The organism is Curtobacterium sp. MCJR17_055 (assembly GCF_003224335.1).
Lineage (GTDB): Bacteria > Actinomycetota > Actinomycetes > Actinomycetales > Microbacteriaceae > Curtobacterium.
The window spans coordinates 92,348-113,928 of the sequence record NZ_QKLF01000003.1; the positions used below are offsets into that span (position 1 = coordinate 92,348).

General features: G+C 72.5%; 22 protein-coding genes. 11 read left to right on the forward strand and 11 right to left on the reverse strand.

The window, feature by feature from the left end; all coding sequences use genetic code 11:
* Positions 1 to 11: 11 nt before the first annotated feature.
* From DEJ16_RS07945 to DEJ16_RS07955, 3 genes are all read right to left on the reverse strand, one after another.
* Positions 12 to 1,052 (reverse strand): hemolysin family protein, encoded by a 1,041-nt coding sequence (locus DEJ16_RS07945; protein WP_110825164.1) that lies wholly within the window; start codon positions 1,050 to 1,052, stop codon positions 12 to 14.
* Complete coding sequence (locus DEJ16_RS07950; RefSeq protein ID WP_258365896.1) at positions 1,049 to 2,419, reverse strand: hemolysin family protein; 1,371 nt, start codon at positions 2,417 to 2,419, stop codon at positions 1,049 to 1,051. Before DEJ16_RS07950 ends, DEJ16_RS07945 begins: the two co-directional genes overlap by 4 nt.
* Positions 2,420 to 2,628: 209 nt before the next feature.
* Positions 2,629 to 3,252 carry an HAD-IA family hydrolase gene (locus tag DEJ16_RS07955; protein WP_110825163.1) on the reverse strand — a complete coding sequence of 208 codons (624 nt, stop codon included), beginning with the start codon at positions 3,250 to 3,252 and terminating at the stop codon, positions 2,629 to 2,631.
* Positions 3,253 to 3,276: 24 nt separating this feature from the next.
* Between DEJ16_RS07955 and DEJ16_RS07960 the strand changes: the two genes are divergently transcribed.
* Positions 3,277 to 4,125 (forward strand): ADP/ATP-dependent (S)-NAD(P)H-hydrate dehydratase, encoded by an 849-nt coding sequence (locus DEJ16_RS07960; protein WP_110825162.1) that lies wholly within the window; start codon positions 3,277 to 3,279, stop codon positions 4,123 to 4,125.
* 104 nt (positions 4,126 to 4,229) lie between these two features.
* On the opposite strand, the gene DEJ16_RS15945 is transcribed toward DEJ16_RS07960, so the two are convergent.
* A complete protein-coding gene (locus tag DEJ16_RS15945) occupies positions 4,230 to 4,955 on the reverse strand; it encodes a YceI family protein (RefSeq protein ID WP_258365875.1) in 726 nt (241 codons plus the stop codon).
* A gap of 184 nt (positions 4,956 to 5,139) precedes the next feature.
* On the opposite strand from DEJ16_RS15945, the gene DEJ16_RS07970 reads away from it, so the two are divergent.
* The 4 genes from DEJ16_RS07970 (at position 5,140) to DEJ16_RS07980 (ending at position 8,509) form a co-directional block, all read left to right on the forward strand.
* Complete coding sequence (locus DEJ16_RS07970; RefSeq protein ID WP_110858044.1) at positions 5,140 to 6,417, forward strand: glycosyltransferase family 87 protein; 1,278 nt, start codon at positions 5,140 to 5,142, stop codon at positions 6,415 to 6,417.
* The gene (locus DEJ16_RS07975; RefSeq protein WP_110825160.1) at positions 6,414 to 6,722 is read left to right on the forward strand and encodes a thiamine-binding protein; all 309 of its coding nucleotides are present in this window, start codon (positions 6,414 to 6,416) and stop codon (positions 6,720 to 6,722) included. The genes DEJ16_RS07970 and DEJ16_RS07975 overlap by 4 nt, the downstream gene beginning before the upstream one ends.
* Positions 6,723 to 6,853: 131 nt before the next feature.
* Positions 6,854 to 7,030 carry a hypothetical protein gene (locus DEJ16_RS15755; protein ID WP_181419526.1) on the forward strand — a complete coding sequence of 59 codons (177 nt, stop codon included), beginning with the start codon at positions 6,854 to 6,856 and terminating at the stop codon, positions 7,028 to 7,030.
* Positions 7,031 to 7,240: 210 nt separating this feature from the next.
* Positions 7,241 to 8,509: an MFS transporter gene (locus tag DEJ16_RS07980; RefSeq protein WP_110825159.1), complete on the forward strand. Its 1,269-nt coding sequence runs from the start codon at positions 7,241 to 7,243 to the stop codon at positions 8,507 to 8,509.
* Positions 8,510 to 8,736: 227 nt separating this feature from the next.
* Here the strand turns inward: DEJ16_RS07980 and DEJ16_RS07985 are convergent, their stop codons facing one another.
* From DEJ16_RS07985 to DEJ16_RS08005, 5 genes are all read right to left on the reverse strand, one after another.
* Positions 8,737 to 9,408, reverse strand: a complete 672-nt coding sequence (locus DEJ16_RS07985; RefSeq protein WP_110825158.1) for a response regulator transcription factor — start codon at positions 9,406 to 9,408, stop codon at positions 8,737 to 8,739.
* 130 nt (positions 9,409 to 9,538) lie between these two features.
* Complete coding sequence (locus tag DEJ16_RS07990) at positions 9,539 to 10,855, reverse strand: hypothetical protein (RefSeq protein ID WP_110825157.1); 1,317 nt, start codon at positions 10,853 to 10,855, stop codon at positions 9,539 to 9,541.
* A complete protein-coding gene (locus DEJ16_RS07995; protein ID WP_110825156.1) occupies positions 10,852 to 12,009 on the reverse strand; it encodes a sensor histidine kinase in 1,158 nt (385 codons plus the stop codon). The genes DEJ16_RS07990 and DEJ16_RS07995 overlap by 4 nt, the downstream gene beginning before the upstream one ends.
* Before the next feature lie 181 nt (positions 12,010 to 12,190).
* Positions 12,191 to 13,390, reverse strand: a complete 1,200-nt coding sequence (locus DEJ16_RS08000) for a homoserine O-acetyltransferase (RefSeq protein WP_110825155.1) — start codon at positions 13,388 to 13,390, stop codon at positions 12,191 to 12,193.
* A 135-nt stretch (positions 13,391 to 13,525) separates the two neighbouring features.
* Positions 13,526 to 14,857 carry a bifunctional o-acetylhomoserine/o-acetylserine sulfhydrylase gene (locus DEJ16_RS08005; RefSeq protein ID WP_110825154.1) on the reverse strand — a complete coding sequence of 444 codons (1,332 nt, stop codon included), beginning with the start codon at positions 14,855 to 14,857 and terminating at the stop codon, positions 13,526 to 13,528.
* Between the two features lie 213 nt (positions 14,858 to 15,070).
* Between DEJ16_RS08005 and DEJ16_RS08010 the strand changes: the two genes are divergently transcribed.
* Complete coding sequence (locus DEJ16_RS08010; protein WP_146232848.1) at positions 15,071 to 16,060, forward strand: helix-turn-helix domain-containing protein; 990 nt, start codon at positions 15,071 to 15,073, stop codon at positions 16,058 to 16,060.
* 7 nt (positions 16,061 to 16,067) lie between these two features.
* On the opposite strand, the gene DEJ16_RS08015 is transcribed toward DEJ16_RS08010, so the two are convergent.
* Positions 16,068 to 17,159 (reverse strand): acyltransferase family protein, encoded by a 1,092-nt coding sequence (locus DEJ16_RS08015; RefSeq protein ID WP_110825152.1) that lies wholly within the window; start codon positions 17,157 to 17,159, stop codon positions 16,068 to 16,070.
* An 84-nt stretch (positions 17,160 to 17,243) separates the two neighbouring features.
* On the opposite strand from DEJ16_RS08015, the gene DEJ16_RS08020 reads away from it, so the two are divergent.
* The 5 genes from DEJ16_RS08020 to DEJ16_RS08040 are packed head-to-tail and all read left to right on the forward strand — an operon-like array spanning position 17,244 to position 20,651.
* Complete coding sequence (locus DEJ16_RS08020; protein ID WP_110825151.1) at positions 17,244 to 18,041, forward strand: SDR family oxidoreductase; 798 nt, start codon at positions 17,244 to 17,246, stop codon at positions 18,039 to 18,041.
* Between the two features lie 43 nt (positions 18,042 to 18,084).
* Entirely contained in the window at positions 18,085 to 18,615 is a 531-nt protein-coding gene (locus tag DEJ16_RS08025) for a phosphoribosyltransferase (protein ID WP_181419527.1), read from the forward strand.
* The gene (locus DEJ16_RS08030; protein ID WP_110825232.1) at positions 18,612 to 19,331 is read left to right on the forward strand and encodes a Type 1 glutamine amidotransferase-like domain-containing protein; all 720 of its coding nucleotides are present in this window, start codon (positions 18,612 to 18,614) and stop codon (positions 19,329 to 19,331) included. The genes DEJ16_RS08025 and DEJ16_RS08030 overlap by 4 nt, the downstream gene beginning before the upstream one ends.
* A gap of 1 nt (position 19,332) precedes the next feature.
* Positions 19,333 to 20,019 (forward strand): uracil-DNA glycosylase, encoded by a 687-nt coding sequence (locus DEJ16_RS08035; RefSeq protein ID WP_110825150.1) that lies wholly within the window; start codon positions 19,333 to 19,335, stop codon positions 20,017 to 20,019.
* A 23-nt stretch (positions 20,020 to 20,042) separates the two neighbouring features.
* The gene (locus DEJ16_RS08040; RefSeq protein ID WP_110825149.1) at positions 20,043 to 20,651 is read left to right on the forward strand and encodes a GNAT family N-acetyltransferase; all 609 of its coding nucleotides are present in this window, start codon (positions 20,043 to 20,045) and stop codon (positions 20,649 to 20,651) included.
* A gap of 25 nt (positions 20,652 to 20,676) precedes the next feature.
* Here the strand turns inward: DEJ16_RS08040 and DEJ16_RS08045 are convergent, their stop codons facing one another.
* A complete protein-coding gene (locus tag DEJ16_RS08045) occupies positions 20,677 to 21,375 on the reverse strand; it encodes a FadR/GntR family transcriptional regulator (RefSeq protein WP_110825148.1) in 699 nt (232 codons plus the stop codon).
* Between the last annotated feature and the right edge of the window lie 206 nt (positions 21,376 to 21,581).

A 21,581-nucleotide genomic window follows, 5' to 3' on the forward strand; every position in this document is an offset into this window, starting at 1 on the left:
AGCGACCGGCGTCAGCGACGCCGGGTGGCGTCCTCGACGGTGCCGATGAGCTCCTCGAGGATGTCCTCGAGGAAGAGCACGCCCGTCGTCCGCCCCTCGGCGTCGAACGCCCGGGCCACGTGGCGCCCGGCCCCGCGCATGGTGGCGAGCGCGTCCTCGAGGTCCATCTCCGTGTACAGCGAGATGAGCTGGCGGATGCGCTTCGGCGGCACGGGGTCGTCGAACTCGTCCGGCCGCAGGTCGATGACGTCCTTGACGTGCACGTACCCGGTCGGGTCACCAGCGTCGTCGACGAGCACGTAGCGCGAGAACCCGCGCTGCGAGACCATCCGCTCGACGTCCGCCGGGGTGGCGTCCTCGTGCAGCGTCACGAGCCCGGACATCGGCACGGCGACGTCCTTGACCTTCTTCTCGGTGAACTCGAACGCCATCCGGAGCGTGCCCGAGTCGTCGGCGAGGGTGCCCTCGCGCCGGGACTGCTCGACGATCGTCTGCACCTCGTCGACCGTGTAGGCGCTGACCGCCTCGTCCTTCGGCTCCACCTTGAAGAGCCGCAGGACGCCGTTCGCGACCTCGTTGAGGCCGACGACCACCCAGTGCAGGCCGTGGCCGATGTACCAGAGCGTCGGGACGAGCATGAGCGCGGCCCGGTCCGGCATCGAGAACGAGATGTTCTTCGGGACCATCTCGCCGAACACGACGTGCAGGAACGACACGAGCAGCAGCGTGAACACGAACGCCACGACGCCGATGACCTCGGCGCTCCCCCCGGTCAGGTGCAGCGGGACCTCGAGCAGGTGGTGGATCGCCGGCTCGGACACGTTCAGGATGAGCAGCGAGCAGACCGTGATGCCGAGCTGCGTGGTCGCGAGCATGCGGGTCGCGTGCTCCATCGCCCACAGCGTCATCTGCGCGGCACGGGAGCCCTGCTCGGCCCGCGGCTCGATCTGCGAGCGGCGTGCCGAGATGACGGCGAACTCGGCGGCGACGAAGAACGCGTTGCCCCCGAGGAGGACGAAGAGCCAGAAGATGCCCCACCAGTCGGAACTCATCGGTCGGCCTCCGCGGTGTCGGTCGTCGTCGTGCTCGTCGTCTTCGTGGTGCTCCCCGTCGGGGTGGGGGCGCTTCCGTTGGGGGAGTCGACCGGGTTCGGCGTGTAGCGGATGCGGTCGATCCGACGGCCGTCGAGGCGCTCGACGCGGAACACGCCCGAGTCGATCGCGACCTCGTCACCGACCACCGGGAGCCGTCCGAGCTCCTGCATGAGGAACCCGCCGACGGTCTCGTACGGGCCGTCCTCGGGCACCGTGACGCTCGCGCGGTCCTCGAGTTCGTCCGGACGGAGCAGCCCGGGGAAGGTGAGCCAGCCGCGGCTGCGCACGACGTCGATGCGGGCGCGGTCGTGCTCGTCCGACACCTCGCCGACGATCTCCTCGACCAGGTCCTCGAGCGTGACGACACCGGCCGTCCCGCCGTACTCGTCCACGACGATGACCATCTGGTACCCACGGCCGCGGACCTCGGTCAGCAGCGTGTCGCCGGGCATGGTCTCGGGGACGCGCTCGGCGTCGGTCATCAGCGCGCCGACCGGGACCTCGGCGCGCTTCTCGCGCGGGACCGAGACGGCCTGCTTGACGTGCACGAGTCCGACGACGTCGTCCGCGTCCTCCTCGATCACCGGGAAGCGGCTGAAGCCGGTCCGGCGGGCGAGGGCGATCACGGCGTCGGCGCTGTCGGACACACGGATCGTCGACAGTCGCGGCCGGGGCGTCATGACGTCGCTCGCGTTGAGCTCGGAGAACGCCAGCGTCCGCTCGAGGAGCGTCGCGGTGTCCTGTTCCAGCGACCCCTCGGACGCCGAACGGCGGAGCAGCGAGGTGAGCTCCTCGGCGCTCCGGGCGCCGGACAGCTCCTCCTGCGGCTCGATGCCGATCGAGCGGAGCACGGCGTTCGCGGTGCCGTTGAGCACGGCGACCGCGGGCTTGAACACCGTCGTGAAGCCCACCTGGAGCGGCACGACGAGCTTCGCGGTCTGGAGCGGCAGCGCGAGGGCGAAGTTCTTCGGCACGAGCTCGCCGAGGATCATCGACAGCAGGGTGGCGATGACGAGGGCGACGATCGACCCGACGGTCTCGACGACCCCCTCGGGCAGGTCCATCGCGAGGAACGGTGCCTCGAGCAGCTTCGCGATCGACGGTTCGAGCAGGTACCCGGTGAGCAGGGTCGTCAGGGTGATGCCGAGCTGGGCGCTCGACAGGTGCGTCGACGTGACCTTCAGCGCACCGATCACGGGGCTCAGGCCGGATTCGCCGCGGTCGCGGCGGGCTTCGACGTCGGCGCGGTCGAGGTTCACGAGCGAGAACTCGGAGGCCACGAAGACCCCGGTGCCGAGCGTCAGCAGGATGCCGCCGATCAGCATGAGGACGTCGACGGGGCTCACGAGGCACACCTCGAAGTCGGGCAGCTCACTGTGTGAGCGGCGGGCATGTGATGGTCAGCGCAACTAGGAGGGTCGTCCACAATGAGGGAATCGTACCGGGCGCTCGCTCGGAGGAACCGAGGAGGCGCCCGGACGGTGCGCCGGGCCTCCCGACCGATCCCGGCCCGCCGTCACGCCGTCGGTCGCCGTCACCCCGTCGGGGCGGCGAGCTCCTCGAGCGCCGACCGCAGGGCCGCCGCCGAGGTGAAGTGCACGCCGACCGCGCCGACCGCGTCCGCGCCGGCGGCGTTCTCCGCACGGTTGTCGACGAACACCATCGCGGCGGGCTCGATCCCGAGGCGGTCGCACGTGTCGCGGTAGATGGACGCGTCCGGCTTGAGCACGTGCTCCTCCGCGCTCACCACGACGGTCTCGAACATCGAGCCCATCGGCGAGTACCGGTAGGGGTCGCCGAAGTCGAACCCCGCGTTCGACAGGAGCGCCAGGCGCGTGCCGGCGTCGTGCAGTTCCTCGACGAGCGCCAGGACCTCGGGGTCGACGTCGAACCACCCGGTGTAGTCGAGCGCCCAGAACCGGTGGATCTCGGTCACCGACCAGGACCGTCCGGTCCGTTCGCCGATCGCCCGCCAGTAGGCGAGCACAGACAGGTCGCCACGGTCCAGGTCGTTCCGGAGCTCCTGGTACACGGGGAACAGCTCGTCGGCCTCGAGCCGCGTCGCCTCGAGCAGTGCGGCACGGGCGGCGTGCGGGGTGCGGCTGATCACCTCGCCGTAGTCGAAGACGACGACACGGCCGGGCAGGGACAGGCTCATGCCCGTCACCGTACCGTGGGGACGATGAACGACTTCGTCTCCGTCCGACCCGCCGACGCCGCCGCCTGGATCACCGTGCCCACCGGGGACACCTCGAAGTACCGGCGCGGGGTCCTCGGGGTCGCCACCGGCTCCGCCGCCTACCCGGGTGCCGCGGTCATGGGCGTCGACGCCGCCGTGCACACCGGGCTCGGCATGGTCCGGTACGTCGGACCCGACCGTGCCACCGACTTCGTGCTGGCCCGACGGCCGGAGATCGTCGCCGGGGGCGGCCGCGTGCAGGCGTGGCTCGTCGGGTCGGGCATCTCGGCGGCCTCGCTGGACGAGCTCGACGCGACGACCCGCGACGGCTTCGCGCGCGCGTCCGAGGACGGCGTGCCGGTCGTCGTCGACGCCGGTGCGATCCCGCTCGTCGACCTCGGGCCGCTCGCGGTCCTCACCCCGCACGCCGGCGAGGCCGCGTCCCTGCTCGGGGTCTCCCGTGACGAGGTCGAGGGGGACCCGCAGGGTGCTGCGCTGCGTGCGGCGGAGCGCACCGGCAGCGTCGTGCTGCTCAAGGGTGCGGACACGCACGTCGTCACGCCCGACGGCGGGGTCCGGCTGGTGGCGTCCTCGGCGACGCCGTGGCTCGCCGCGGCCGGTGCTGGGGACGTCCTCGGCGGGGTGCTCGGAGCCCTCGTCGCAGCGCGGGCCGGGACGAGCGAGGTCGGGTCGGAGGAGCTGGCGCACCTCGCCGCCGCCGCTGCGGTCGTGCACGGGGTCGCGGCACGTCGGGCGTCGCGTGGTGGCCCGTTCCCGATGACGGGACTCGTGGAGCAGCTGCCGGGTGTGGTGCGGGACCTCGCGGTGCGGGGCGACGCGCAGGCGGACTGACGGGCCGCCGGTCTGGACCGAGGGACCGACGGGAGGCGCGGTGCCGACCGGTGCCGCGCCTCCCGGCCGTCAGGTGGCCGCGTCGCGACCTTCCGGACGGGTGGTCAGGAGGCGGGCGTGGCGTGCACGAGGAACTCGACCGCGCCTGCGTCGTCGACCTTGACGAACCCGAGGTCCGGGGCCTGCACCGAGTAGTCCGAGAACGTGATCGGGACCGAGCCGGAGACGTCGACGCCGTCACCGCTGAGTCCGACCTGCAGCGTCGCGGTGACCGGCTTCGTGACGCCGTGCAGGTCGAGCGTGCCGGTGGCCCGCACCTCGGTGGTGGCGTCGCCCGACGGGACCGCGTCCTCGATCGGCTCCGTGAGCGTGAAGGTGGCGGTCGGGAACGCCTGGGTGTCGAGCGCCGAGTCGCGGAAGTACGAGTCGCGCTGCTCCGAGTCGGTGGCGATGTCGCCGACCTGCACCGTGATCGTGGCCGCGCTGATCGTCGTCCCGTCGACGGTCGCCGTGCCGGTGACGCTCGACGTACGACCCGTGACGGTGACGTCGGAGCCGTTCAGGACCTCGTGCACGCGGTAGCCCGCCTCGGACCCGTCGCCGATCGTCCACTCGCCGGACAGGTCCTCCGGCTCGAGCGTGGAGGGCGCGCGGGTGGCGGCGACGCTGGGTGTGGCCGAGGCCTTCGCGTTCTCGGTGGACGTGTAGGCGCGGGTGCCGACCACGACGGCGACGACCGCGACGGCCAGGACGACGACGGCGATGACGAGCCACGTCAGGAGACGGCGGCGCGGGCGGCGGGGCGCGGGACGGTCCGGTGCTGGGGTCACAGGAGGACGGTGACACGTCACTCTCCGGATCGGCTGTGGATCCGGGTCGGCTGTGGATACGGATCGGCTGTCGATCCGGATCGGCTGTGGGCCAGGGCCGCCGTGGTGCCCGGACGGCGGTGGCAGCGTCACCGGCCCTGTGGACAGCGGCGGTCGGCCCGTCCCGACTCGGTACGCTCGTCCGGTGCGCAGGAACCCGTGGCCGGAGATCGTCGCGTTCGTGGTCGCGTTCGCCGCGGTGCACGCGCTGCTCTGGACCCTGACCCTCGTCGTCCCGAACCAGCCGATCGGCGACGTGACGATCACGTACCGTCGCTGGATCGAGTCCGGGCACGCCTCGCACTTCTGGGTGGGGATCGACGCCCCGTGGGTGTACCCGATCCTGGCGATCGTGCCGATGGCGGCCGCATCGCTCGGCGGGACCGCGGCGATCGGCACCGGTTGGCTGCTGCTCATGGTGCTGCTGCACGCGGTCGTCTGCGCGGTGCTCTGGCGCTACCGGGCGTTCGGCGTCCGGGTCGTCTGGTGGTGGCTGGCGTTCCTGCTCGCGCTCGGGCCGATCGGCCTCGGACGCGTCGACACCGTCGCCACCGCGGTCGCGCTCGTCGGGGTCGCGTCCGTCGCGGCCCGTCCGGGGATCGCCGCCGCGGTGTTCACCGTCGCCGCCTGGGTCAAGGTCTGGCCGGCGGCGCTCGTCGGCGTGCTCGTCGTCCTCCGTCGCGGGCGTCGTGTCGAGGTGGTCGCGGGAGCGCTCACCGTGACCGCGCTCGTGGTGCTCGTTGACGTGCTGTTCGGCGGCGCCGCGCACCTGTTCTCGTTCATCGGTGAACAGACCGGGCGCGGCCTGCAGATCGAGTCACCGCTCGCGACGCCGTACCTGTGGGCGGCAGCGGCGCGGGTGCCGGGCGCCGCGGTGTTCTACGACCAGGAGATCCTGACCTTCGAGGTGTCCGGTGCCGGGACGGAGGTCGTCGCAGCGCTCTCGACCCCGCTCATGGCCGTCGTCGTCGTGGTGGGCGTCGTCCTCGCCCTGCTCGCCGTCCGCACCGGCGCGCAGCGGGCACGGGTGGCACCGGTCCTCGCGCTGCTGTTCGTGGCGGCGCTCATCGCGACGAACAAGGTCGGGTCACCGCAGTACATCGGCTGGTTCGCCGTGCCGGTGGTCTGGGGGCTCGTCGCCGGGCGCGGCAGTGCGTGGCGGTTCCTGCCGGTCGCCGGGGCGATGCTGCCGATGGCCTTCCTGACGCAGCTCGTCTACCCGGCGTACTACGACCAGGTGCTCGGCGTGCAGCCGTGGATCCTCGTCGTGCTGTCGCTGCGGAACCTGCTGGAGGTCGCGGTGCTCGTCTGGACGGTCGTCGTCCTGGTCCGGATGTGTCGGGACGGGATCGAGCCACGGGCCTCCCGTCCGGCCACCGGACCCGCGCACGCGGACCATGAGCGGGGCAGGATGGGCGCATGATCGTCGCCTTCTCCATCGCCCCGTCCGGCGGACCCGCTGCGAACGAGGACGGTTCCGTGCACGACGCCGTCGCCGCGGCCGTCCGGGTCGTCCGCGAGTCCGGACTGCCGAACCGCACCTCGTCGATGTTCACCGAGATCGAGGGGGAGTGGGACGAGGTGTTCGACGTCGTCAAGCGGGCGACCGAGGCCGTCGCACCGTTCGGCACCCGTGTCTCGCTCGTGCTCAAGGCGGACATCCGGCCGGGGCACACGGGGGAGATCGACGGGAAGCTCGAGCGGCTCGAGGCGGCGCTCGGGGACTGAGCCCCGCCCGACCGGCTGGTGTGGGTCCGCCCGACACGCCGCTGACATCGCCGTGATGTCGGCGGTCGGGTGTGTGCTGTCTCCATCAGCCGGTGCACGAGCACCGGCACCACGACGGAAGGAGCCCGCTCATGATGCACGACGGTTGGTGCCCGGACTGTGACCTCCGCTCGGCCGTGATCGACGTCGACGACCAGGGCGACAACGCCTGGGCGAGCTGCACCGAGTGCGGCACCGGCTGGGTGCACCGCGACGAGCTGCCGGAGGCGCGCACCGCCTCCCGTGCGCCGGAGCAGCGCGCAGCCTGAGGCGCCCGTGTCCGCGGCCCTGCCGATCGGGAATCCCGGTCGGCAGGGCCGCGTTCTGTCCCCTCGTCGTCGTCCGCTCCTGCCAGCGGATCGAATCGATGCGACCAGTTCCTTCCGCCGCGGTGTTGGAGCGGTCTACACTGTTCCAGCCGCGACCTCGGTCGTCCACCGCCTCCGATCCCACCGTGCTCCGGCACGAGAACAGGTCCCATGTCGCAGCTCACGCCGGCCCGCCGCACGCTCGCCATCCTCGCCCTCGCGCTCGGTGGGTTCGCCATCGGCACGACCGAGTTCGTCGCGATGGGTCTGCTGCCGAACATCGCCGAGGCGCTCCTGCCCGGGCAGTACGCGGCCGACCCGGAGGGCGGCGTCGCGCACGCGGGATGGCTCGTGAGCGCATACGCCCTCGGTGTGGTCGTCGGAGCGCCGACGATCGCCGCGATGTCGGCCCGGTTCCCCCGCAAGGGCCTGCTCATGGTGCTGCTGATCGGGTTCGCGGTCGCGACGGTCGCCAGCGCGGTGTTGCCGTCCTTCGGGCTCGTCGTCGTCGCACGCTTCGTCGCCGGACTCCCGCACGGCGCGTACTTCGGCATCGCCTCGATCGTCGCCGGCGACATCATGGGCCCGGGCAAGCGGGGCAAGGGCATCGCGCTCGTGCTGCTCGGCCTCTCCGTCGCGAACGTCGTCGGCGTGCCCGCGGTGACGTGGATCGGGCAGGTCGCGAGCTGGCGTGTCGCTTACGGCGTCGTCGCCGCCCTGTTCGCCCTGACCTTCCTCGCGGTCTCCGCGTTCGTGCCCCGCAGCGCCCGGGATGTCCACGCGACCATCGGCCGTGAGCTCCGGGTCTTCCGCCTGCCGCAGGCGTGGATCGTGATGAGCCTCGGCGCGGTCGGGTTCGGCGGGTTCTTCGCCGTCTACTCGTACATCTCGCCGCTCGTGCAGAACGTCACCGGATTGTCCGAGTCCACCGTTCCCCTGGTGCTCGTCGTCGTCGGGCTCGGGATGGTCGTCGGCGGCCTGCTCGGTGGGTTCCTGGCCGACCACAGCGTGAAGGCCACCATCTTCGTGGGGCTCTTCGCCCTGATCGGCGCGCTGCTCGTGACGGTGCTCACCGCGCAGTGGGTCGTCGGGCTCTTCGTCGGCGCGTTCCTGCTCGGAGCGACCTCGTCCGCGATCCCGCCGGCGGTGCAGTCCCGCCTGATGGACATCGCCGGCGACGCCCGGACCATCGCGGCAGCGCTCAACCACTCGGCATTCAACCTCGGCAACTCGCTCGGTGCGGCCCTCGGCGGGGCAGTCATCGCGGCCGGCTTCGGGTTCCTCGCGCCGGGCTGGCTCGGCATCGGTCTGGCGCTGCTCGGCGTCGTCGTCGCGGTGATCAGCTACGCGGTGGAGGGCCGCTCGAAGCGTCGCGCAGCGGCGCTCCGGACGGCGGGTGCGAGCACCGGCCCGATCCGCGAGGTCGTGTCCACGCACTGACGCGTCCGGCCCCACCCGGCGTCCGTCGGGCTCGACGGGGCGCGCTGACTGGTGCCGCGCCTCCCGTGCGCACAGCGCTGTCGACGCATCCGGCTGCTGTCGTCGCGGTTCCACGACGCGCCGCGTGTGCACCGTTCCGGTTCCACGATTGCGGCATCTCGACGCTCGAGATGCCGAGATTCCGGAACCTGGCGGGGCGCGGCAGGGCGCGGCGGGTCGGCGCGCTGCTACAGCCCGTGCGGGGACCCGTCCTGCAGGATGATGCCGTCGGTGATCGCCCGCTTCCGGAGCGCCACCTTCGTGCCCACGTCGAAGCCGGCGACGCGGTACTTCTCGCGGATGCGCTTGAGGTAGCTCTTCGCGGTCTCCTCGGAGATGCCGAGCTGGTACGCCACGCTCTTCACGGGCTCGCCACCGCCGTAGAGCGCCATCACGCGACGCTCCTGCGCGCTGAGCTTCGGGACGCCGCCGACGTCACCGGAGTTGATGGCCAGGTCGAGTTCGGCGGAGACGTACTGCTCGCCGCGCTGCGCCGTCCGGATCGCCTCGACGATCATGGCCGCGTCCTCGCTCTTGACGAGGTAGCCGAGGGCGCCGGCGCCGAGGGCCTCGCGGACGACGTTCGGCTCCGAGTACGTGCTCATCACGACGGTCTTCACGCCGGCGGTCTTCAGCGTCGAGATCTTCAGCGAGACCGGGATGGAGTCCTTGAGGTCGAGGTCGAGGAGCACGACGTCGACCGGGAACCCCGGGCTGGTGAGCAGCTCGGGCCACGTGGTGACCGCGGTGACCATCTGGATGTCGTCCGCGGCGTTGCGGATCCACTCGGTCAGGGCGCTGAGGAGCATCCGGTGGTCGTCGACGAGTGCGAGTCTGATCGGTTCCGCTGGAGTCGCCATGCTCGGCGTCCTTTCTCGTGGTGTCCGTCCGGGGCCTGCCGATCCTAGGAGGGTCGGTGGTCCGGTCTGGGGAGGCTGGCCTGGTTGTCCGCATGACGCACGTCGACGGTGCCGGGAGGCGCGGGGTGCGTCACATCTGCGGGTGCCGGTCGACGACGCAGTGCGCGGTGACGTGCAGCACGCCGTCCCGCACGCTGTCGGTGTACGGGCCGATGCGCTGGAGGGCGGCCCACGCTGCGGGCCCGAGGCGCCGACGGGGGACCCCGCGGGACTCGATGACGACGGGGACGTCCATTCGGTCGTCGCTGACCGGGTGGCCGTCGGTCCCGACCGGTCCGAGGGTGACCGACACGACGGGGGCGCCGGGTTGCTGGCTCCGGCCGTCGCCGACCATCAGCCAGAGGGCCTGGAGCAGACCGTCGCGCTGCGCCGGGGACAGGTGTCCGGCCAGGGCACCGGGGTCGGCGACGGCGACGGCGCGACCCAGCCGGTCCGACTCCGTGATGGCGTGGTACAGCCACGTCTCGCGACGCCCCTCGATGAGGTGCAGGCGGAGTTCGGTCGCGAGGGAGGCGGCGACGGAGGCGGACGCGTCCGACAGCGGCAACGGGTCGGATCCGTTCGCGACGGCGTCGAGGAGCTTCTCGGCTGCGAGGTCGAGCCGGGCGAGTTCGTCCGACGCGAGCATCCCGACGGCGAACTGCGGCGCACCGACGTTGCTCTGCACGAGGACCCGGTCGAGTTCGCGCTGCACGAGCTGGCGGAACCGGTGCACGACGAAGAGCGCGAGCGACGGCGGCACGACCGTCACGGACAGGAGCGTCACGAGGCCGGGGAGCGTCTCGGGGTTGATCGGCGTCGAGACGACCGCGTAGACGACGAAGGCCAGACCGAGGCCGACGATCGCCGCGATGACCTCGCGCGCGGGCCGGAGGGTCGTGATCGGCAGGAGGGCGAACCCGGCCGCCATCGACGCGGTCGAGGTGTGCCCGAGGTCGTGCTGGGACCAGATGCCGATGAAGTCGAGCGCGACGACGCTGGCGAGCACGACGCAGATGAGGCCGAACGCGAGACCGGTCAACCGCTCGCCGTAGGTGAGGACGATGGCGATGACGCAGGTCGCGGCGGCCACGAAGAGGAGCCACGCGCTGGCGGTGAACCAGGGGTTGCCGTAGTCCTCCCAGTGCACGAGGAAGAAGACGATGCCGCCGAGTGCCTCGAGACCGGTCAGGACGGCCGCACCGAGCCCGAGGTGGCCGGCTCCGAGGGAGGCGCCGGGCTGGGCGGCCTGGCGGAGCGAACGTGCACCGGTCGACGTGGAGGGGAGGCCGCGCGCCTGCCGACGCTCGGTGCCCCGGTACCGTTCCCGGGCCTCCCGGCGGGTACGGGGTGCGTCCTGGTCACCGGTGAGCCCCCGGCTGATGGTGTCCTCGGGGATGCGGCTCACCGCGGTGCCTCCAACACGACCGTGGTGCCGGAGCCCGGCGCGGAGAAGAGCCGGGCGTCGCCGCCGACCTCACGGAGACGGTTCACGACGCTCTCCTTGAAGCCGAGTCGTTCGGAGCTGACGGCGTCGAGTTCGAAGCCGACGCCGGAGTCGGTGACCATGGCGCGGACCATCGCCTCGTCGTGCACGATCGTGACGTGTGCCTCGGGGACCCCGGCGTGCCGACGGACGTTCTCGAGGCACTCGCCGAGCGCGAGCAGGAAGGCGTCGAGGACGTGGGTCGGCAGGAGGACCTGTCCGGTGCCGTGCCAGGCGACCTCGAGCCCCATCCGGCCGAACCGCTGCTTGACCGACTCGAGGGTCTGCCCGAGCGGGGACTCCTCGGTGCGGGTGAGCGAGTAGTCCCCGGACTGCTGCGGCTGCGGGGTCGCGCCGAGGCGGAGGTGGCGGAGGAGGCGGGCGTCCTCGGCGGCCTGCTCGCGCATCGCGTGCTCGGAGACGCCGACACCGCTGTGCGCGAGGAGGGTCAGGGTCGCGAGGACGGTGTCGTGCAGCAGGCGTGCTCCCTGCCGCCGCTGCGCCTCGGTCTCGCTGGCCTGCCGTTCGGCGCGGTGCGCTGTCCCGATCGTGTAGATGCGTCGCGCCACGCGGGGGATGCTCCGGCTGATCCACACCGCGACGACGGCGACGAGCACCCAGCCGAGCAGGACACCGCTGACGGGCAGGGAGAGGACCGTGCCGCTCGCCCGCGACATCACGGTGACCGAGACGACACCGGCGGCGGCCGCGATGCCGAGGCCGACGGGGTGTCCGCGCTGCGCCATGAGGAGCGAGGCCAGTCCGCCGCCGGCGAGCGGCACGAGCGCGCTCGCGATGACTCCGCGGTCATCGGGGGCGACGGCGGTGGCGAGGACCGCGACGGCGCCGAGACCGCTCAGCACCGTGAGGGCGGTCCACCAGGTCGACCCGTTCCACCCGAAGGCGACGAGTGCACCGATCATGACGGCGATGCACGTGAACCCGACCACGAGCGGCAGCGCGGGCACGGCGAGCGACGTGGCCACGGCGACGACGCTGACGAGCGCGCAGACGATGCCCACGACACGCGTCGTCGACCGGAGGAGGCGGTCGCGTTCCTGCGCGAGGAGTTCCATCGTTGGTCCTGGCTGTTCCTGGTTCGGGAAACTGGTTGGTCTTGGGAAACCGAGCACTGGTCGAGACCGTGCACTCTGCATCATTCCACGGGCGACACTCGTTGTGGGGTGTTCGGCGCGCGGGGGTCGACGGATCGGTCTGCGGGTGTCCCGTCTTCCGAGGACACGCGCTGCACCCCGATCAGACGAGCAGGCGCCGGAGATGCGCGCCGACGGCCTCGGACTCGATGAGGAAGCCGTCGTGGCCGAACTCGCTCGTGATCACCGCGGCCCGGTCACCGTCGAGCGTGTCGGGCACCCCGGCGGCGATGCGGTGCTGGTCCTCGACCGGGAACAGACGGTCGCTCGAGACGCCGACGACGAGGGTCCGTGCGGTCACACGGGCCAGGGCCGCGGCGACCCCACCGCGGCCGGCCCCGACGTCGTGCGAGTCCATCGCGTGTGTGAGCGCGACGTACGAGGCCGCGTCGAACCGCCGGGTGAACTTGTTGCCGTGGAAGTCGAGGTAGCTCTCCACCGAGAACCGGCCGTCGTCGCCGAGCGGGGAGACGTCGCTCTGCCACGTCCGGGCGAACCGGCCGTTGAGCTCGTCCGAGGCGCGGTAGGTCATCATCGCCATGCGTCGCGCGAGCGCCAGCCCCCGGTGCGGCCCCTCGCCGGGTTCGGCGTCGTGGTGGTCGCCGCCGGCGAAGCCCGGGTCCATCTGGATCGCCGCCCGCTGCAGGGAGTTCGCGGCGATCTGGTCCGCGGTCGTCTGCGCGGTCGTCGCGAGCACGGCGAGGCGCGCCACCCGCTCCGGGGCGGTGACCGCGAGTTCCAGCGCGTGCATGCCGCCCATCGAGCCGCCGACGACGGCCGCGAACCGGTCGATGCCGAGCCGGTCCGCCAGCCGCAGCTGCGTCGCCACCTGGTCGCGGGCGGTGACGAACGGGAAGCGGGAGCCCCACTCGACGCCGTCCGGTGCCAGCGATGAGGGGCCGGTCGTGCCCTGGCACCCGCCGAGCATGTTCGGCGCGACGACGAAGAACCGGTCGGTGTCGATCGCCCGCCCCGGCCCGACGACGTCGCCCCACCAGCCGGCGGTGCGGTGGCCGGGGCCGGCGGGTCCGGTGACGTGCGAGTCGCCGGTCAGGGCGTGCAGCACCAGGACGGCGTTGTCCCGCGCGGGGGAGAGCGTCCCCCAGGTCTCGTACGCCACGCGGACGGCGGGGACGAGCCCGCCGCGGACGGTCTGCTCGCCGAGGTCCTCGAACCGGCGTGCCCCGGGCGGGTCACCCGGTCGCCACGCACCGGTCACGGGCGGTTTGCCGAGCGTGCGGAGTTCGGCGCCGGGCACCAGGGTGGACGGCACGGAGTCCTCGGGGGTCGTCTGCCAGTCCATCGTGGGGTCCAGTCTGCCGGGAGGCCCGCCGCACCGTCGCCGTGTTACGTCGCGACGGGCCGCGGAACGCGACGTGGGCGGGTCCGCGCAGCGGTGGACCGCTGCGGGGAACCGCCCACGTTCCGTGCGGCGGGGCTAGGCGCGCAGGCCCGCCTGGGCGACGGCCCGTGCGGCGGCGAGCCCGGCCTCCAGGTCGGCCTTGAGGTCCTCGACGTTCTCGATCCCGACCGACAGGCGGACGAGCCCCGGCGTCACACCGGTCGTGAGCTGCTGTTCGGGCGTGAGCTGCGAGTGCGTCGTCGACGCCGGGTGGATGACGAGGGAGCGGACGTCGCCGATGTTCGCCAGGTGCGAGAACAGCTGCAGCTCGTCGACGAGCGCGCGGCCCGCGTCCACACCGCCCTTGAGCTCGAAGGACAGCACCGCACCGACACCGCGCGGCGCGTACTTCGTCGCGGCGGGGTACCAGGGGCTGGTCGGCAGGCCCGCGTACGCCACCGTCGCGACGTCCGGGTGCCGGTCGAGCCACTCGGCGATCTCCTGCGCGTTCGCGACGTGGCGCTCCATCCGGAGGCTGAGCGTCTCGATGCCCTGCAGGAGTGCGAAGGCGGTGTCGGGGGAGTTCGACGCGCCGAGGTCACGGAGCAGCTGCACCCGCGCCTTGACGATGTACGCGACCGCGTCGCCGACGACCTGCGAGAACACCGCCCCGTGGTACGACGGGTCCGGGGTGCTGAACTCCGGGAACCGCTCGGCGTGCTCGGACCAGGCGAACGTGCCGCCGTCCACGATGAGCCCGCCGATGACCGTGCCGTGCCCGCCGAGGAACTTCGTCGCCGAGTGCACGACGATGTCCGCCCCGTGCTCGAACGGCCGGATGAGGTACGGCGTCGCGATCGTGTTGTCGACGATGAGCGGCACCCCGGACTCGTGCGCGACGCCCGCGACGGTCTCGATGTCGAGCACGTTGATCCGCGGGTTGCCGATCGTCTCGGCGAAGAACAGCTTCGTGTTCGGGCGGACCGCGCGACGCCACTCCTCGGGGTCGTCCTGGTCCTCGACGAACGTCGTCTCGATGCCGAGCTTGGCGAGCGTGTACTTGAACAGGTTGTACGTGCCGCCGTAGATCGACGACGACGAGACGATGTGGTCGCCCGCGCCCGCGATGTTGAGCACCGCGTATGTCTCCGCCGCCTGGCCGCTCGACACGAGGAGGGCGCCGGTGCCGCCCTCGAGTGCCGCGACCCGCTGCTCGACGACGTCGTTCGTCGGGTTCATGATCCGCGAGTAGATGTTGCCCGGCTGCGCCAGCGCGAACAGGTCGCGGGCGTGGTCCGAGTTCTCGAACACGTACGAGGTCGTCTTGTAGATCGGCGTCGCCCGGGCACCCGTCGTCGGGTCCGGAGCGGCACCCGCGTGCACCTGCGTGGTCTCGAACCGCCAGGCGGCTGCGTCGTTCGTGGTCATCGGGAGCTCCTGTCCGTCACCGTGGTCGTCGGGTCGACACGGACGCGGGCCGGGAGGACCGCCGCGTCTGTCCGTCACGCCTCACGCTACGCAGATGGCGGGGCTGCTACCAGCGCGGGCGTCGTCGGGCGTAACGCGCTCGCGCGACGCAGGATGCGCATCCCGTCCGGGGCGAGGGCGGTCAGGCGGCGGATGGCCTACAGTTCTGCCGTCATGACCTCCCCGCCGACGCCGCCGGACCGCGGACCGCAGCACGGACCCGGGCACGCCGCCGTGCGCCGGGACGACGTGGCCGGGCGGGACGTGGACGAAGCGACGAGGTTCTACGAGCGGGTGCACGACGCCCACGAGGTCCGGCTCACGCAGGACGAGTCGCGGCCGTTCGGGTTCCGGTTCCGTGCCGTGGGTGACGACCGACTCCGCCTCCGCAGCTCCGCCCTCAGCGCCGACCGCTGGGGCCGCATCGAACCCGTCGGTCGCATCCTCGTGGCGTGGGCGCACGACGGACAGCTCGCCTTCGACGCCGGGGCGGACCAGGAGCTCGTCGCCCACGCGGGAGTGCCGGCGGTGTACCCGACCGGCCGCCCCTTCACGATCGAGGCGCCCGCCGGCATCACGCTGCACACCATCGACGTCGACGCGCGCGCCCTCGAGGACCTGCACGCCGCCCGCACCGGCACCGCCCCCCGACCGCTCACGATCGCCCGACGCCCGGACGCCGAGGGCCTCGCCGCCCTGCGCGCCGTGCTCTCCGCCTCGGCCCCCGTCCTCCTCGACCCCGCCGCCGACCGCCTGGAGCGTGCTCGACACGTGGACGCCCTGAGCCGTCGCATGCTCGACGCCTTCGTCCCTGCTCCGGCGGCACCGCACCACGCCGGACACCCGCGCAACGTCTCCCGAGCGCTCGAGTACATCGAGGAGCACCTCGGTGAGCCGGTCACCGCCGCCGACATCGCCGGTGCCGCCGGCCTCAGCCAGCGCGGACTCCAGCAGGCGTTCGCCCGCAACGACCTCCCGACACCGCTCGAGGCCCTCCGCGAAGCCAGACTCCGACGGGTCCGCACGGCGCTCGCCGACGGGCGCGTCGGCGAGGACAGCGTCGCAGCGGTGGCACGGGCGCACGGCTTCGTCCACCTCGGCCGCTTCGCCGGCTACTACGCCGAGCGGTTCGGCGAACGTCCGAACGACACGCTCCGGTCCTGACCGCGCGTCACACCGGGTCGCGGCGGAACAACCAGTCGACCTTCGGCTCGAGCAGCCACCGCATCCCGCGCCGGACGAACGGCTGCGCGAGGAACAGGCTCACCGCGCACGCGAGCAGCACCATGAGCAGCACGTACGGCCACGCCGAGTGCTCCCCGGCCAGGATCCCGGACTCGCGGATGGGGTAGAGCACGAAGGTGTGCAGGAGGTAGACGTACATCGTCGCCGCACCGAACCGGGTCAGCCAGACCGTCCGGCGGGGCACGAGCAGCAGGAACGCCGCCGTGAGCAGCGCCGCGAACAGCATCAGCCCGAAGCGGACGCCACCGGCCCACCACGTGTCCTCGCCGAGCCCGGAGTACGAGTCGTCGTAGAAGAACCAGTGGTGCAGGTCGAACTGCTCGAACTGCGGGGTGAACAGCACGCACGCTGCCGCCCACGCGGCGAAGAGCAGCGCCGCGACGACCCGCACCCGGACCACGACCCGGCGGGGCGCCTCGTACCAGCGGTCGAACACGCCCCACTGCTTGACCTGCCACCCGAGCAGGAAGAACGGCAGCAGGCTGATCGCGCGCGACAGCGAGAGCGTCGAGTCGACGTTGTCGAAGTACCCGACGCCGATGCTCAGCACCACCGCCCAGAACAGCGGCCACCGCAGCTGCGCGAGGTACGGCAGGATCAGCCGGAAGATCCCCAGCGCGAGCAGGAACCACAGCGTCCACGTCGGCTTCGTCGGGTTGAACTCCTTGCCGCCCTCGACGATCGCCTGCACCACGGTCCAGATCGTCTGCATGACGATGTACGGCACGACGATGTCCGTGAACGTCCGCCGCATGCGCTGCGCGGTCGGGGTGTCCGCCGACGAGAAGTACCCGCTGATCACGCCGAACGCCGGCATGTGGAAGGCGTAGATGAACGTGTACAGCGCCAGAGCGTGCTCGCTGCCCGTCGTCTGCCGCTGGATCGCGTGCCCGATCACCACGAGGGTCACCGCGACGAACCGCGAGGTGTCCCACAGGGGGATGCGGCGCTTCGACCGGCCCGCCTCGAGCGGAGCGGCCGGGACCGAAGGCGCGGGAGGAGCGGCGTCCGTCGTCATCTCCCGCACGTTACCGTCCGGCGGCCCCCGGCGTGTCGGTAGCGTTGACGACACCCCGCACCACCGACCACCACGAGGAGCACCATGAGCAACCGTCGAGCCGTCGTCACCGGAGCCAGTTCGGGGATCGGGGCCGCCACCGTCCGGCGCTTCCGCCAGCACGGGTGGGACGTCCTCGCGGTCGCGCGCCGGGCCGACCGGCTCGAGGCGCTCGCCGCGGAGACCGGTGCGGACACGCTCGTCGTCGACGTCACCTCGGACGCGGACGTGTCGGCGCTCGCCGCCCGCGTGGACGAGCTCGGCGGGGCGGACGTGCTCGTCAACAACGCCGGGGGAGCGTTCGGCTCGGCGTCCGTGGAGGAGTCCGATGTCGAGGACTGGCGCGCGATGTTCGAGGTGAACGTCCTCGGCACGAAGCGGGTCACCGCGGCGCTGCTGCCGGCGCTGCGCCGCCGTGCCGCGGCGACGGGCGGTGCGGACGTCGTCACCGTGACGAGCACGGCCGGGTTCGTCACCTACGAGAACGGCGGCGGCTACGTGGCCGCGAAGCACGCCGAGCACGCCCTCGTCGGTGTGCTCAGGCTCGAGCTCAACGGCGAGCCGATCCGCGTCGTGGAGATCGCCCCCGGCATGGTGAAGACCGAGGAGTTCTCCGTCGTGCGGTTCGGCGGCGACACCGCGGCGGCCGCGGCCGTCTACGACGGGGTCGAGGCGCCGCTCGTGGCGGACGACGTCGCCGAGGCGATCGTGCACGCCGTGGAGCTGCCGCCGCACGTCAACCTCGACCTCGTGACGGTCCGTCCGGTGGCGCAGTCGGCGCAGCACAAGCTCGCCCGCGGGCCGCTCACGCCCAAGGGGCAGGCCGCAGCGCCCGGGCGGTGACGACGGGTCGCGGGCGGCGCACCCCTGCCGGTACCGTGGGCGGATGCCGATCAGCAGCGAACCAGCGGAGCCGTCCGCCTCGTCGACCGTGACCGTGACGAGCGGACCGGAGGTGCTCGGCTGGCTCGAGTTCGGCGACGCCGCACGCCTGCTCGCCAAGGACGTCCTGTCCGCCGGGTTCGAGCCCGAGGTGGTCGTGGCCGTCGCTCGCGGCGGACTCATCATCGCCGGTGCCGTGGCCTACGCGCTCGGCACCAAGGAGTGCGGCTCGATCAACGTCGAGTTCTACACCGACGTCGAGCAGCGCCTCGAGGAGCCGGTCGTGCTCGCGCCGGCCCTCGACGCGCCGAGCCTCGCCGGCAAGCGGGTCCTGGTCGTCGACGACGTGTCGGACTCCGGCCGCACCCTCGCGCTCGTGGTCGACATCATCCGGAACGCCGGTGCCGACGTCCGCAGCGCCTGCCTCTACTCCAAGCCCGGCACGGTGCTCGAGCCCGACCACGTGTGGCGCCGGGTCGACGGCTGGATCACGTTCCCGTGGAGCGCCCTCGCGCCGGTGACGGCCGAGTCGTGAGCATCCACCTGGTCGGCGGCGGCCCCTTCGTCGCCGCGGACGTCGCCGCTGCCTTCACCGCCGAGGCCACCGCTCGCTCCGCCGCGGTCGGGCGCACCGTCCCCCGCATCGCGCTGCTGTCCGTCGCCGGTGCCGACGGCAGGTCGCCCGGCTCGACCGCCGACATCGCCGAGGTCCTCGGCGGTGCCCGCGCGGCCGAGGTCCTCGTCACCGAGGTCCCCGCCGGCGGGGTCTTCGACACGACGGTCCTCAGCGACGTCGACGCCCTGGTCGTCAGCGGCGGCCGGACCCCGGACTACCTGGACGCCGTCACGCCGCTCGTCGACCAGATCCGCCTGCTCGTGTCGGACGGTCTGCCGTACCTCGGGTACTCCGCCGGTGCGATGATCGCCGCGGACCGCGCCCTGGTCGGCGGACACCGGATCGGCGGCGTCGAGGTCTGCCCCGAGGACGCCTCCGAGGGCCTGGACGAGGTCGAGCTCCGCGAGGGACTCGGACTCGTCGACCTCACCATCGACGTGCACGCCGCGCAGGCCGGCACCCTCGCCCGCCTCGTCGCGAGCGCCGAGGCCGAGTTCGTCACCGCGGGTCTCGCCATCGACGAGGACACCGCGCTCGTCGTCGGCGAAGGTGCGCTCGAGGTCCGCGGCACCGGGAGCGTCTGGCGGGTGATGGCGGGCGAGGAGTCCGTCTCGGTCGCCACCATGGGCGCCTAGCGTGCAGCCGAAGCCCCTCGCGGAGCTCGTCGACCCCGGCTGGGCCGAGGCGCTCGCCTCGGTCGAGGACGAGGTCCACCGGATCGGTGCGTGGCTCCGGGCCGAACACGAGGCGGGCCGACCGTACCTGCCCGCCGGACCGGCGGTCCTCCGTGCCTTCGAGGACCCGTTCGACCGCGTGAAGGTGCTCGTCGTCGGGCAGGACCCGTACCCGACCCCCGGACACCCGATCGGCCTGTCCTTCGCCGTCGCCCCGCACGTGCGCCCGGTCCCGCGGAGCCTGCAGAACGTCTACCGGGAGCTCGCTGACGACCTCGGCGTGACGCCCCCACCGCACGGCGACCTGCGGGCGTGGTCCCGGCAGGGCGTGCTGTTGCTCAACCGGGTGCTCACCGTCGGCGTGGGCGCGCCCGCCAGTCACCGCGGCAAGGGCTGGGAAGCGGTCACCGAGCAGGCCGTCCGGGCCCTCGTCGCCCGCGACCGTCCCCTCGTCGCCGTGCTCTGGGGTGCGCAGGCGGCGTCGGTCCGGCCGTTCCTCGGCGACACCCCGGTCGTCGCGTCGGCACACCCGAGTCCGTTGAGCGCGTCCCGCGGGTTCTTCGGCAGCCGACCGTTCTCCGCGGTCGACGACCTGCTCGCCGCCCAGGGCGCGGACCCCGTCGACTGGACCCTGCCGACCGAGCCGTGACGGGCCTCCCGTAGGCTCGGACCGTGCTCGAGGAGGAATACCAGCAGCGGCGGACCCTGCCGCGACACCTGCGTGCCCCGGCCCCGCCGGAACCGGTCTTCACGTACGCGATCCGACCGGCGACGACCGCGGACCTGCCCGAGGTGCGCGAGATCCACACGCACTACGTCCGGAACTCCTCCGTGACGTTCGACGCGGCGGCCTTCACCTTCGCCGCGTGGAAGCGCCGGTACGACGACCTCCAGCGGCGGAAGCTGCCGTTCCTGGTGGCGCAGGCACCGTCCGGGCAGGTGCTCGGCTACGCGCTCGTCGAGCCCTGGAACCCGCGGGACCGGTCGAACCACGTGGTCGAGGACTCGATCTACCTCGGGGCGGCCTCGGGCGGGAAGGGCCTCGGCCGGGCACTCATGGAGGCACTGCTCGAGGCGTGCCGGGCGGCCGGCGTGCGCGAGGTCATCGCCGTGATCGCCGACCGGTCCGCGGACGCCTCGATCCGGTTGCACGAGCGGCTCGGGTTCGAGGAGATCGGCCGGATGGGACGGGTCGGCTTCAAGTACGACCGGTGGCTCGGCACGGTGACGATGCGCCTGCGGCTCCGCGGTCTGCGCAGGCGGCCCTCCGGCGGGCGCTGAGCGAGCACCGCTCAGCGAGCACCGGTCAGCGGGCCTCGGCGACGAACTCGTCGCGCGTGGTGCGCACCAGGGCGGCGGCCGCGTCGGACGCGAGTCGGGCCTCCCGGTCGACGACCGCCCGGCCGACGGCCTCGTGTCGGGCGGCGGCCTCGGCGGTCCATCGGGTGATGGTGTCGCGGGACTCGCTCGTCCGGGTGCGGAGGAGCGCCTCGACCGTGTGCGCGAAGTGCGCGAAGACCGTGTTGCCGGATCCGGTGAGCAGGGCACGGTGGAAGCGCACGTCCGCCTCGAGGTAGGCATGTCCGTCCCCGCGTCCGACGGCCTCGACCATCTCGCGGGCCGCGACGAGCACGGCGTCGGCGGCCGGACCGCCCCGGTCCGCGGTGAGGGTGGCGGCGACCGGCTCGATCCCGAGCCGGAGTTCGAGCAGTTCGCGTTGCTGGGTGAAGTACGCGTCCGAGGCCCCGCGCCAGCGGATCACCGAGGGGGCGAGGAGCTCCCAGTCCGACGACGGCAGCACCTGGGTGCCCACCCGTTGGCGTGGCCGGACCATGCTGAGCGACTGGAGCACGCGGAGTGCCTCGCGGACGACCGATCGTGAGACGCCGAACTCGGCGGCGACGTCCTCCGGTCGGAGCACCGTCCCCGGGGCGACCGCGCCGTCGACGATGCGCTGCCCGAGCGTGTCGAGCACGTGGGCGTGCAGGCCGCGGGGTGTCGGCATCGTTCCTCCTGGTCGGACCGTCGGGTACGGGTGTGTGACGCGGACCCCATTGCAGCGGCAGACTGCGCGCAGGACGAGCTGGCGCGCGGGCGTCGACGATGTAGTCTGATTAATCAGATTATTGGTTCGACGGTCGGGATGGACAGTGACCGGCACGAACCAGCCACCAGCAGCAGGACGGCGCAGCGCAGGAGCTGCACCAGGAA